This window comes from Rhizobium sp. CFBP 13726, from assembly GCF_014841925.1.
Lineage (GTDB): Bacteria > Pseudomonadota > Alphaproteobacteria > Rhizobiales > Rhizobiaceae > Neorhizobium > Neorhizobium soli.
Genome location: NZ_JACYUU010000002.1, coordinates 269,830 through 281,803, shown reverse-complemented (window position 1 = coordinate 281,803; position 11,974 = coordinate 269,830). Strand labels below are relative to the sequence as shown.

The window sequence follows — 11,974 nt, the reverse complement described above, 5'->3', positions numbered from 1 at the left end:
ATTTAGAATTATCTGCCGACTCGTTAGAAATTCTAAATGATGTGGCCGGTTCGAGCGAATAATGCTCGGGGCTACTAAGCGGTTGGAACGAGAACTTTTGCGACCTAAGTTTGATATGTTCCCTGAAGCTTCAGCCGTTATGCATAAGCTTCGTATAATGTTCAGCGGCTGCGATTTCTCTCGACGCATGCCTTTAAAGGGATCCAACCAGCGACCCGCTGATTCGAAGGCGTCTGGAGGACAATACAGGCAGGATGACGGCCACCCAGGTTACGGTCGCCGTCAGTCCTTAGCGGCTAGACAATGCCAAACGCTTTTCGATCGCCAACCCAGTTCGTCGTCCTAAGGAACTGCTCCCAACTCAGGCTTGCTGGGTTGATCCGTCGGCTCCATTCGAGATCCCGGTCCTTGCGGAAGTAACCGCGCTCTACCGCATATTCCGCCATACCGATGATCTCGCGGACGAGCTCCTCGTTTTCCGCAAACTCGGGAAAGTGGTTGATCAGTTCCTTGGAGCGATAGGCGGAGGCATAGACCGCGTTCCGTCCGGTGACGCGGGTGAACGTCTCGATCATCTCGGCCGGAGAGAGGACGTCGCCGATGACCGGCAGGGTATGACCGGTATAGATGTCCGGGTGATCGAAGATCTCAAGGACCGCGGGCCCGGTCGCCGTCAGCGGATCGACAAACGGAGCTTGAAAATGTTCGGGCAGGTAGACCGGAAAAACCAGCGCGTCGCCGTCCTTGCGCGGAACATAGTATTCGAGCATGTTAGTGTAGAAGAATGCGAGCTGAATGAACGAGCTTCGGATCGGAAGCTCGCGTATGTATGCCTCTACCCTCGCTTTGTCCGTGAAGTGAGGCGCGAATTTCGTTCCACCTGTAATGCTGTCCACGTTTTCCAGCGAGCTGAAGACGATGTGGCCGACGCCGGCTTGAACACAGGCGTCCGCAAGCTCCTTCCCGATGTCGAACTCGTAGTCCGCCGGCGGGACGACACCTGGGGTCATCAGGAAGGCCATCTGCGCGCCTTGGAACGCCTTGACGAGATCCTTTCCGCGGTTAAGCGCGAGCGGCACTTCGACAAGCTCTGCCCCCTGTCCTGCCAACCGAAGTGCCTCGGCGGAACCGGTACGGCTCGTAAGGGCACGCACTCGGTACCGCCCGCTTTCCAACAAGGACTTTGCGGCGCTGCGGCCCTGCTTGCTAAGGCTGCCAGCCACCACGACCAGGGGTTTGCTTTCGAACAACATGTGGATCTCCATCACCTGTTGGAGCTTCTCTGATGCTCCTTGAGAGATGGTCATCGCAGACTGCAACGTATCTGAGAAATCGATTCTTTTTTGTGCTACCATCCAAGGGATGGATACATCTCGAATAGACCTCAACCTCCTCGTCAGCCTGGAAGTTCTTCTCGCGGAGCGGAATGTCACGAAGGCGGCCTCTCGGCTTGGCCTGAGCCAGCCAGCCCTCAGCGCCCAGTTGAACCGTCTCCGCGACCTGTTCGAGGACCCGCTGCTCGTTCCTGCCCACCGAGGCATGATACCGACGGCGAAGGCGCTTGAGCTGCTGGAACCATTGCGGGCGTCGCTGGACCAGTTCCGCAAGATGCTCCAAAGCCATGACAGGTTCGCCCCGGAGACCGCGGAGCTGAAGGTGGCCATCGCCTGTACGGATTATGTCGAGGCCACTGTGGCAATCCCACTCATCCTAGCTTTGCGCGAGAAAGCTCCCAAAATACGCGTCGCGGTTCATCGCCTGAATCCAGCGACACTGGCCCGGCAACTTGCAGGCGGCGACGTCCATTTCGCCATCGCCACTCCTGATCCAAATCATCGGGACTTTCGTACTCAGCACCTGTTCAAGGAGAACTATGTTCTCATTGGCCGGAAAGGGCATCCGCGGATCAAGGACGCGCGGACGGTGGAAGGTTTTGCCGGCATCGAACAGGTGATTGTCTCCCCTTCCGGCGGAAGCTTCTCTACGCCGGTCGATGCCTTACTGGCGGTACAGGGCTGCCAGCGAAGGGTGGCCGCCTCGGCGGCCTCGTTCCTGATCGTTCCTGAAATGGTTGCGTCCAGCGACCTCGTCGCCCTGGTGCCACGGCGCCTAATACAGACCGCCGGGCCCTCACTCGACGTTATGGAAGTTCCGTGGCTGTCGGAAGGTTTCGAGGTAGCTCTGATATGGCATGAGCGCAGCCAAGGACATCAGGGCTACCGCTGGGTTCGCGAACTTGTTCACGGTCTGACGGCCAGCTAGGGAGGAGAAGCAGGACGGATAGCTTCGTTTTACGGTTTTAGTATCTGCTGCCTGAAACCGGACCGATGCAGAGGCTTGATTCATCGGAAGCGGCGGCTACGTCCCCTAAATTTTTAGGTCTTGAACGGATATGCACCATTGCTTCCTCTAAGGTCACAGCGTCCTTCGATTCCATTCGCTTTTCAGGCGGGCCTGCTGTCGTGCAACAGCACTGGCCGCCAAAGCATGAAGAGCTTTTTTACAGAGGTTGGCCGAGCGCAACTTGATGTGAATGAGTATTGTCATAGGGCCTTCCTTTCCAGCGGGCCTAAACTTTATCTCTTGATAACGCCAACCATTCGATTGATAGCGCCCCAATATTCCTTGTGCATGGTTTCGGCTGCGTCCGAGATCGCCAGCTTCCAAGCAGGTCCGCGATCCCACGCTTCTTCTAGAGCGTCAACCAGCGATGGCCCGTGGCCCGTGACCGGCAGGGCGTCGAATAGTATTCCCGCCTGTCTAAGGTCTTTATCTCGTTTGGCTTGGCCGCCGGCGTCATTCTGGCGGCGACCGGCAATGATAAGTTTGTGCACCGCGTACCTGCAAGGATCAGGGATCACAACTGAGATACCGGCACCATGTAGCAAGATAGAACGAACGGGGTCGCGGATCAAGAAATCCATGAATCTCAGCGGTTCGGCTGACGCGCCGCCGAGAGCGGGCATGTTGACGGGTTTGTCCGAATATTCTTCGGCTCCCCTGTTTGTCGTCATGAATTCGACCCTGTAACCGCTCTGATTCCGGAATGCATGAGAGCGGGAGCTGCCGCTGATATGCGGCACTGCGCGGAACGTTGGATCACGCCCTTTTAGGAGATCGAGGATCGGCGGCAGCGAATCTGCCACCTCGGCGGAGATCGCGAAATCCTGGGCTAGGTCTGCATCACCTGTTAGGATCGCCGCCGAAGGCAGACGGATGCCAAGATATGCCGAGTAGCATTGAAAAGCGACAGTGCCGACGAGAACACCGCGCAGCCGGAAGAGACCGGCCGTGGCAAGCGCCTGTACGATATCGCCAGTAAAGCGATCAGCGGCCATCAAACCGGCTTCGCGCGTTAGCGTGGAAACGTACTTGCGGCGAGCCTTATAGTCTGACTTCTCACCCTTGAAGGTTTCGACCCGTTCCGAAATCGAGGGGTCGTCGGCAGGCCCGACATACCGACGCTTCTGTCCACCCTCCCCGTCGGGTTGGTCGAAATACCAGTAACGTCGACCATTAACTGCCACGGGCACGAATCTACCCGATGGGGGGAAATCTTCTGCCCAGTCATCGTCGAATGCCCGTTGCTGGAGTTCCGCGACCATGGTGCGAAACATGAGGTCAATTTGTTTAATCACGCCGGCCTCTATATCTTTTTAACAAATCTAGTATAGTCACAACCCGGAAGCAAGCTTCGACTCTACCCACTGGACGCTGCGCGCCTCCGCTACGCCAATGCGATGCATTGCGCACCGTGATCCTCGCTATACCAATTCGCCAAACCTAGTATAGGAATGCTGTCGAGATGCCCGCCTTGAAGGGATACGAACCGGCGTTTCGGGAAACGGCTAACAAGATTTCGCGATTTCAAACGGATAGCGAGACTAGTTAGTGCTCCGTCGTCGAGCGGTGCAATTGAATTAGCCAGACGGGTTCCGCGGTTAGAATTACCCGTTCTTTCGCCCTCAGCCCGGCTCTCAACCTTTCTACTCTCCAACGGAAGCCTTATCGAAAGCGCCAGCCGGAGATAGTGGGACCGGGTTGAACGATGATATGTCGACCGGGTGCGGTGCGCGTCTATCCTCTATACCGACCCTCTCAGTCGCGCATACGATTGGAGACGAGGATCTCATACAGGTCCATACGCTTTAATCTGCTCGATGCGTGGAAGAACATCCGTCGCCTTGGGAAATGCGATCACCTTTAGGAAAGGGTGAAAAATCAGGACTCCGTTCCTCAAGCGATTTCAGCAACGCTCGTTCTTCATCGGTGAGGTTGGCACGGTCTGCCTCTGACGCGACCTGACCATGCAGCTGTGAGCGCTGCTCGTCCCAGCGACGGGACAGGATCGACCAATGATGCTCGTCATAGGTACCGCGGAAGATAACCGGCCGAAACTCTATTCTTGGCAAGGCCGAGCTATCCAAATCTTTCGCAGCCTCCAACGTTCTGGACCAGTGGCTATTTTTTCGGTCGACACGGCCAATTTGCTGCTCCACCACAGCCGGATTCCATTCAAGGTGCAGTAGAATAACGGTCCGGCAGCTTTCGTGGAGGTTCAGACCTTCACGGCCGACAAGTGACTGCGCCACCAAAACATGCGGTTCGCTTCTTGACCGGTTGAAGGCCAATTGGACAAGACGGCGGGTGGTGACCGCTGTGCTACCATAGAGCATTCGTGCGAACGAGGCGCGCGGTGCCTTGAATTCCTGCTCGAGCAGGTCATGCAGAGTGGACCATTTTTCGTTTCCGCTTTCTCCCCAAAGCTTGTCAACAACATCTATGAGCGTCGCCAGCACGGCATCGCGTTCCAATGGTGTGTCTGTCGGCAGAAGTGGCTCGATGGCACGAGCCAGTAAAACGACGGACTCCGATCGCCGTTCGCTGCTTCCTATCTCGCTCAACAAAGCTGCAGACTTAGATCCCTTGCCTACAAACGCTTCGTCGATCAGTGCATCGAGATGATCGCGGAGTGCCTGCCGGTGTTTTTCGAAGTCGTTGTATTTCCTGCCCAGGTATCCGTCGATCGCCTGGCGGTCGTAGTCCATGCCAAGTTGTCCGGCAGCGACCCTTAGGGAAACCTGCTCGCTGTCGCTCGTGCTTCCATGAGGCCAGGGTGCTCCCTCGCAAACCGCCCGCAGCAAAGCCCGTGCATTTAAAAGCTCGGTTAGGATACGCATGGGGCGCGTGAAGCGACCGAAAACAAGCACCTTTTCACCGGCCTTGGTATGCGCCTCGATTTCGCGGATCGCCGCAGACAGAACGGGGTGATCATAGAGGCTCGCGTCGCCATCGATGAAAGGTGCCTTCAACACGCCCTTCCAGAACTCGGCGCGCTGCTTGCGCTTGCTGCTCCCATATTGCTCATCAAAGGACTGCAAGTCATCGTTGACAAGGTCTTCTTCGAGCTGCTGAAGATCGGCCTTTTCTTCATCTGCCGTCTCGCGCACTGTTATCTGTTTCGTCAGCTTATCGACTATGCCCGCCACGCCATGGCCATTGCTGATCGTTAGCCTTGCCCTTGCCTCCGTCGTTCCGGCGGCTGACTGGCCGATCACCGAAAGCGCTTCGGCGGCGAACACGACCTGTCGCCAATTTTCCGACAGCTCATCGGCATCGACGGTAATAGGACGTTCTTTCCGATAACTGGTACCGTCCTTAATAAGAGCGTTGAAGCTTTTAATGGTGTCATCGAGCCGCTTATCCCGACGCACGACCCAAGGTGCCAGGGCGTTTTGGAAGGCGTCAGAGGACTTGATGTAACGATCGCGAGCCGTCTCGTCACTGCGCCAGCGCTGCCTGACAGCCTCGGCGGCGTCTCGAAATTCATAGATCGAAGGTTTTATCTTCGCCCATTCTTTGCCATCCATCCCGACGCGGCGAAGCGTATTTTCCCATTGCCAGACGTCTAGTTCGACAGGAGTTGCCGTGAGCCCCAGCATTCTGAAGCTTTTTCCACGTCGAAGCAGCACACTCTCCAAGAGCGCCGTCAACTTGCTCCACTCGCTACGTGCCTTGTGTGCCTCATCGATAATGACCAGATCGAACGCCCCAAGGGCGAGGCCAAGGCTGCGTTCAAGCAGTTTCAGTTCTTCAGAATGGTTATCGAACCTATCGGAGTCGGCGTCGTCAAGCTCGGCGCGGTTACGGATGTCACGAAACTCGTTGATGATCTTTTCTACGGCTGTTTTCGTGTGGCGGCATGTCTTAGCCCGATCGAAGATCGAGGCAGATGCCGCGTGGATACCCGGATGTAGCCAACCTATAGACTTTCGGCCCAGCTTGAGATGAGGGTCAAAGTCCCGGATAACGTTTTTGAGGAGATTTGCTCGCCAACGCTTCCCTCGAGCTGCTCGTACGTCACCGAAGCGATTGGAGAGCAGAACCGTAGGCTCCTCCATTCTTGACGGACCATTGGCCTGATATTCGCCCATCAGGTTGTCGAAGCTTCTCAGCATCTTTCCGACACGCGTCCCAGTGTCGGCGAATTCCTTGCGCCATTGCGGTTCAACGATGGGGGGTATGACGATGGCAACGCGGCCGCCGCATTGGTTCACTGCAAGTGCCAAGGCAACGGCAATGCGCGTTTTGCCCATACCGACCTCGTCGGCAAGGACTGCGCCATGGTCTTTCAGCGATGTTGCAAGAGCTTTGACACCGTATATCTGGCCTTGGTCGAGATAGCTCGACGGAACCAGCTGCCGCTCGTGCATCGCGCCCAGAGATTTCGCCACGGCATCCCAGCCAGCAAACTTGCTTACTCTAGCCGGCATGTGAACTCCTATCCTCGAACCCGCAGAAATCCTTTACGCCCCAATTGGCCTCGACCGCGTCAAGCGCGGCATCCAGATCTTCAAATGCCTTGCTTCCAGGGACAACATGGTTCGGCAGGAACGGTGCTAGGCGAAGACAGGTGAGCGGATTGGTTTTAAGCTTCACCAACGCTTGAACGAGGAGCCCAGCATGTGCGGGCCGGCCTAATTCACTGCGGCGATTGTTTCCCGGCAGATTGCCCAGTTGCGAAAGAACGCATTGCAGACGCTGCGTCCAAGACGACCAGTCCGCTTTAGGCACCATGGTCTGGCGCTCAGCAATCGATTCGATCAGCTGCATTGTCCGACGAATGGCGTAGCGAGTATCTGTCCCGGCACCGCCGCCACCCCCCGCCCCCTGACTGTCACTGCTACTCGAGGATGTCTCTTCCTCATTGTCACCTCCCGGGGATGCTGGAAAGCGCTCAAGAAGCTCGATCGCACGCTCGATATCGATCGCCTCGAGCGGACTTGCCGCAAGCCTGCCAAAGATGTCCAGCACGGGGACCAGAACAACTGGTCCGCCAGCGTGCCGGTTCTCGAACTGCACACCAACCTGTGCCGGTTGCTCGCCTGGCCAAGGAAACCGCCCCATACCATCTACAGCGATCGGATCGCCGCCGGGCCCGATCACGACGATCCCGGAGCCGTCTTGGCCCTCCGGTACAGTGAGAAGACCCGTCGCCTCCATTTCGGTCCATAGCAAATGCGAAATCGGTGCAGCGATGAAACGCGTTTCGCGATCAGGCGGCCCGTCGCCAGGCTTGAGGTCTGAAACCTCCGTGATTTCGTGATCCCAGCTGATCGGCAAGACCTTGCCCAGATGCGTGACGGCTGGCGTCTTGCTCTCGTTCCAGAGTAAGCCGGGAGCGGCCGCGATGATGCCGGCCTCGAGGTTGCCGCCTCGCCGCGGCGCGTCCAGAAAGCCCGCCCGCGTCAAGTTGCCAGACCCCAAATAGACCCAAGCGGCAGTACATCTGTCGCTGCTTTCCTGGTAGTTGGCCGAGAAGAGAAACTTCGCGTGAAGGCGTCGCGTATCTTCGCCACCCTTAAACGGATATTTTAAGGCGGGACGAAGCTTCCATCTTTTTTGCTGCATGTGGGCGAAGACGCTTTCGTCGGCCAAGGCAGCGCAGCCGTCCTTCTCCACGACAAGGTTGATTTCCGCACCGCGTGTCAGCAGACCACCATCCGTCAGCGTATTGATGATTGCACTTGGGACAACCGGGACGCCGTCATCCGGTACGCCCTCCCAGAAACCAGAGCCGAGAACCAGTGTATTGCGTCGCTGAGACCCTGCCTGAACTCTGACGCGCTCGTCGAGCTGCGTGACGAGCGCCTGTTGCGCAGTATGGACGAAACGTGGAGGAAAATCATTGTCCGGCCTAATCGCATCAACCCAGCGATCCATCTCGTCAAAGGCACCACGTTGCGTGGCTACTGCCTTACCTCCGATAGCCTTGTCGTCAAAAAGGCCGCACTGATAATGCTGTCGCAACCAGCGCCAGAAGTCCCGCGCTGCCGACATGTCTGCCAAGCCGGCCAAAAATGCCTGCCCGCCCTCTCCGGCCTCCCGCTCATTGGCGGTTAAATCCAGCCGCCAGACCAGATCGATGCTGTCCTGAGTGGTCTGCCGGGTCCAGTTGCCCGTCACCACCAGCAGGCGCAGGGCCCAGCTGCTTTCATCAGCCAGATCTCGAAACGCCAAGAGCGCAACCTTGGCATGCATCAGTCGATAAGGAGGTATTTCGTTGCGGGCCGGTAGATGTAAGACGCCAGGCGCTTCGCCGGGCGGTATCTGCGGCTGCGAACTGTCAAGGCACAGACAAATGAATGTACGCCCAAGATCGGCGCGAGCCCGTTTCCCGAGGCCGGTAAATCGCTCAGCGAAGGCGTCCATGAAATCGGCATCCGCTGAAAAGCCGCAGACCCAGCCAGCGTGGCCGCGCATTCCTTCTGGTGGTGCAGCATGCTCGATTAGCGATAACGGGTGGTGCGGATCGATCGTCATTGCTGTCTCTGTTCCCGGATATAGGTATCAAGTCGCCCGTCTAAGTCGAGTGTCAGGCGCCGCAGATGGATCATGCGTACAGATATATATGGCGGTAGAAGGTCGCGCTCCGCGCGCTTCGGCGCGCCGTCGATAGTATCCTCGGTTTCGTCTTCGATGGCATCTATCTCTTGAATTGCCAGCGCGGCATCGCTTCTCCAGGCTGCGGTGGGCAGGACCGCGCCGCCTGTCACCCTAAGCATGTGGTTTTCGCGCTTAACCAGCAGCGTAATTGCGGCAGCGTCAGATTGAAGCGCCTCTGCGCAGAACGCCTCCGCCGCGCTTGCGGCCTCCTTAGGGCCATGGCTGTCCAGAGCACAGAAGCTCCTGGCCTGCTCTCGCCAAGCATTAAGCGCACCGAGAATTTTTTCGGGTAGCGGCCGACCAAGATCGATACGTGGCTGGCGGATCAGGTGTTGTTCGATTTGCGCCAGGACATCGATGGCGGTATCGCGGGTTTGCAGCAGCGCCGCGCCAGCGCGCAGGTCCTGCCAGTGATCCTTTGCGATTTCATGAGGGCAGTCATCCCAGTCAGCGTGAGGATTTGCGCCGAACTCTCCAGCATCTATCCTGCGCATCCACGCCATGGCATTGCGCCGGCGTGCGCCTGCATCCTGGAAGCCGCTCCCGGCATTTTTCGCGAAGCCCATCGCTTCACGCATCACCTTGCGTGCATCCTCCCCTGCATCGCTGGTTGGATTCAGTTTAGATCGCAATGACCCGGTGAATTTCACATTGCTGCGTTTCACCCAGTCACGAAGATATTTCGGTAGGTGTTTCTGCCCCGGGCCACCGTCGCCGAAGACTGCGTCAATGAGGAGGCGGCCTCGCGCATTAACGGAAAAACTGTTGTACCTTACCCCATCGGCATCGACCAGACCGAGTCCTCTTAGGGCTTCTACGCAGCCCATACGCATGGGCTGCGTGACGTAGGCCGACGCCCCTGTCAGGACTTGGAAATCCTTGGCCTTGCCGGCTTCCTGCAACACCCTGAGCTTGCGTGGACCGCGCAAACGCCAATCGCCGCGTTCCCAGCGCTGATCTTCATAGCCGATCCAGCAGGCGAGCGCCTCGATGGCATTTGATACCGCGATCTTGGTGCCAGCGTCCGGCACCTCCGTTGCAACCTGAATGCCGAGCAACGCAAGTGCCGCTTGGCGGATAAACCACACGCCGCCCAGTCCGGGAGCGGCAGCCTCATTGTAAAGCATGACCGCTCTACCAAGGCCGAGGGTTAGCCTCCGGCGCGCCGGATGTACGTTCTCCTTCGCAAGCAAGCCCCAATGTACAGTCATGATAGACATCCTTTCACTTTGGTCGCCTACGCGAAAATCAGTGCCGTCAAAGGGGCAACAAGAACTAATTCAATCTAATCCTCTCTTGCCGGCCGTAGATCAGAAGCCGACAACCCGTGAAGGCTTTGTCTTGGCGGAAGCCTCCCTCATCAATCATTGAGTCAAACGGCGACGAATCGGAAACTCCTGCTTCGCAAGACACGATAGGAAGTCGCTTGGCGTCAAGCGCTGAAGCTGCGCCCACCTCTGATGCCTCGCCGAACCAAATGCAATAATGCCCTCCACGCGCCGTCCGACACTCGCGCTTTTCAACCGATCGACAAGACCTGGCTTGATCGAAAACAAACTCAATCCCGGATGCAGGGTTAAATCCTGAAACCTATCAGTGATTGCAATCAACCGTATTGGTGATCATCTGAAAAATGGACATGGTATTCAGTCTCGGAAAGTCGTTGATGATTCTTGTATACTCGAAGCTGGAGGCCCCCAATGATTTACACGATTGTAAAACTTCAAAGTATGACACTCGAGCAGCGTGACACTCTTTATCGAAATTGCCTAAAACGTCCTGGTGCCAAAGCAGATGAAATTCTTGCCCAGTTAGAGGCTGCTGGTCTCCCTTACATTAAAGCTACACCTATCTCAGCAGGCGACCCCATCTATCGGAAGATAGAACTGATTATCAACACGGTTGAAAACACAAAACTCATGCTGGATGCGACGGCAAGAGGCCGTCCAGCACTTGAGCCGATTGATCCTCAGATCGCAAACGCACTGGGCGCCGACTATGGCAGTCACAACGAGAGCACGGTTACAGCTGGCTATCTTGTGGGGCAGCGGATGTACGCCTTGGGATATGAAAAGCGACCGGCGAAAGCACTATCCGGATGCATAGCGAAAACAGCTGCAACCTTCAGAAGAACAAAGGGCAGCTCAACACCCAAAGCATGACCGAACCGGGCGTTCTGGATCTGATCAAAAGGGGGCGCGGACTATGCCGACCAGGCCAATGGTCACCAATATTCACCTGCTGCAGTCTCCCCCGGATCGTTGCCGAATACAGCTTCGATCAAATCATTTATGGTGTTCCTGATCTCGACCTCATTTCCGCGCTGGTAGCTGAATGTGCCATCGGCGTTTGGGTAGATCCACACCTCAACGTCACCATCTGGATGATCTTTGGAAATGAGATGAACACGACTGCCAACCACCTCGTGGCTTGCACCCTTGCTTCCAAGCAGACCTGGTTCCGCTGCTTCGATTTTTGTGAGGAAATCCTTCATTGAAAGCATTCAGCATTCTCCCGTGCATAAACTGCTGTTGATAGTATCCGGCGCGCCTTCACGAGCAAGCTCAGAGGCGCCAACAAAGCCGTCCTATTTATTACGGCGGTGGTGTTGCGAAGACTGCAGAACGAACGCCAATCCGCAGAGCGGCACCGGCACCTATATCGCTACTGCTTAAGTTCTGAACTGCGCCTGATTTCTATTAGGTCTCGGTTATTCTCCTGTCATGTCAGGTTTTCAACCACGCCTGCATGAAAATCTGCCTACGCATTTTCGCGCGGCCGAAGCGGAAACAGGTCCTCACCGCGGTGGTGTAAACGGGTATGATGTAGTCGGCATAGCCAACGTACCTTCAGCGGCTGATCATATCGGTCATGATGGGCGTCAACCGCTTCAACCCCGCAAACCTCGCACGTTAGCTTTTCCAGATCCCCACACTTCACCGCCCGTTGAACGGCAAGATGAGCATTATATTTGGCCGGATTGGCTCGCCGCCAATTCGCTTGTCGGGTCTGTGTTTTCAGCATGTAA

Annotated in this window: 10 protein-coding genes; 2 read left to right on the top strand and 8 right to left on the bottom strand. The window is 56.7% G+C overall.

Annotation, left to right across the window (positions count from 1 at the left end; translation table 11 throughout):
* Positions 1-296 precede the first annotated feature (296 nt).
* On the bottom strand, positions 297-1,253 hold the full coding sequence (locus IFT66_RS08295) for an NmrA/HSCARG family protein (RefSeq protein ID WP_192077304.1): 957 nt from the start codon (positions 1,251-1,253) through the stop codon (positions 297-299).
* A gap of 46 nt (positions 1,254-1,299) precedes the next feature.
* Between IFT66_RS08295 and IFT66_RS08290 the strand changes: the two genes are divergently transcribed.
* Positions 1,300-2,262 carry a LysR family transcriptional regulator gene (locus IFT66_RS08290; protein WP_249406401.1) on the top strand — a complete coding sequence of 321 codons (963 nt, stop codon included), beginning with the start codon at positions 1,300-1,302 and terminating at the stop codon, positions 2,260-2,262.
* A gap of 153 nt (positions 2,263-2,415) precedes the next feature.
* Here the strand turns inward: IFT66_RS08290 and IFT66_RS23720 are convergent, their stop codons facing one another.
* From IFT66_RS23720 to IFT66_RS08270, 5 genes are all read right to left on the bottom strand, one after another.
* Complete coding sequence (locus IFT66_RS23720; RefSeq protein ID WP_274604808.1) at positions 2,416-2,547, bottom strand: hypothetical protein; 132 nt, start codon at positions 2,545-2,547, stop codon at positions 2,416-2,418.
* Between the two features lie 29 nt (positions 2,548-2,576).
* Positions 2,577-3,635, bottom strand: a complete 1,059-nt coding sequence (locus tag IFT66_RS08285; protein ID WP_342344772.1) for a nucleotidyltransferase family protein — start codon at positions 3,633-3,635, stop codon at positions 2,577-2,579.
* 513 nt (positions 3,636-4,148) lie between these two features.
* Positions 4,149-6,773 (bottom strand): DEAD/DEAH box helicase family protein, encoded by a 2,625-nt coding sequence (locus tag IFT66_RS08280; RefSeq protein ID WP_192077302.1) that lies wholly within the window; start codon positions 6,771-6,773, stop codon positions 4,149-4,151.
* The gene (locus IFT66_RS08275; protein ID WP_192077301.1) at positions 6,763-8,823 is read right to left on the bottom strand and encodes a hypothetical protein; all 2,061 of its coding nucleotides are present in this window, start codon (positions 8,821-8,823) and stop codon (positions 6,763-6,765) included. The genes IFT66_RS08280 and IFT66_RS08275 overlap by 11 nt, the downstream gene beginning before the upstream one ends.
* A complete protein-coding gene (locus IFT66_RS08270; RefSeq protein WP_192077300.1) occupies positions 8,820-10,073 on the bottom strand; it encodes a hypothetical protein in 1,254 nt (417 codons plus the stop codon). Before IFT66_RS08270 ends, IFT66_RS08275 begins: the two co-directional genes overlap by 4 nt.
* Before the next feature lie 573 nt (positions 10,074-10,646).
* Between IFT66_RS08270 and IFT66_RS08265 the strand changes: the two genes are divergently transcribed.
* Complete coding sequence (locus tag IFT66_RS08265) at positions 10,647-11,108, top strand: hypothetical protein (protein ID WP_192077299.1); 462 nt, start codon at positions 10,647-10,649, stop codon at positions 11,106-11,108.
* Positions 11,109-11,170: 62 nt separating this feature from the next.
* Here the strand turns inward: IFT66_RS08265 and IFT66_RS08260 are convergent, their stop codons facing one another.
* On the bottom strand, positions 11,171-11,449 hold the full coding sequence (locus tag IFT66_RS08260; protein WP_192077298.1) for a hypothetical protein: 279 nt from the start codon (positions 11,447-11,449) through the stop codon (positions 11,171-11,173).
* Between the two features lie 257 nt (positions 11,450-11,706).
* Entirely contained in the window at positions 11,707-11,970 is a 264-nt protein-coding gene (locus IFT66_RS23490; protein WP_249406400.1) for a hypothetical protein, read from the bottom strand.
* Positions 11,971-11,974 lie beyond the last annotated feature (4 nt).

Coding starts and splice junctions, on each gene's coding strand:
- IFT66_RS08275 (WP_192077301.1), bottom strand. CDS start 8,823: ATGACGATCGATCCGCACCACCCGTTATCGCTAATCGAGCATGCTGCA.
- IFT66_RS08265 (WP_192077299.1), top strand. CDS start 10,647: ATGATTTACACGATTGTAAAACTTCAAAGTATGACACTCGAGCAGCGT.
- IFT66_RS23720 (WP_274604808.1), bottom strand. CDS start 2,547: ATGACAATACTCATTCACATCAAGTTGCGCTCGGCCAACCTCTGTAAA.
- IFT66_RS23490 (WP_249406400.1), bottom strand. CDS start 11,970: ATGCTGAAAACACAGACCCGACAAGCGAATTGGCGGCGAGCCAATCCG.
- IFT66_RS08295 (WP_192077304.1), bottom strand. CDS start 1,253: ATGTTGTTCGAAAGCAAACCCCTGGTCGTGGTGGCTGGCAGCCTTAGC.
- IFT66_RS08280 (WP_192077302.1), bottom strand. CDS start 6,773: ATGCCGGCTAGAGTAAGCAAGTTTGCTGGCTGGGATGCCGTGGCGAAA.
- IFT66_RS08260 (WP_192077298.1), bottom strand. CDS start 11,449: ATGCTTTCAATGAAGGATTTCCTCACAAAAATCGAAGCAGCGGAACCA.
- IFT66_RS08270 (WP_192077300.1), bottom strand. CDS start 10,073: ATGCTTTACAATGAGGCTGCCGCTCCCGGACTGGGCGGCGTGTGGTTT.
- IFT66_RS08290 (WP_249406401.1), top strand. CDS start 1,300: ATGGTCATCGCAGACTGCAACGTATCTGAGAAATCGATTCTTTTTTGT.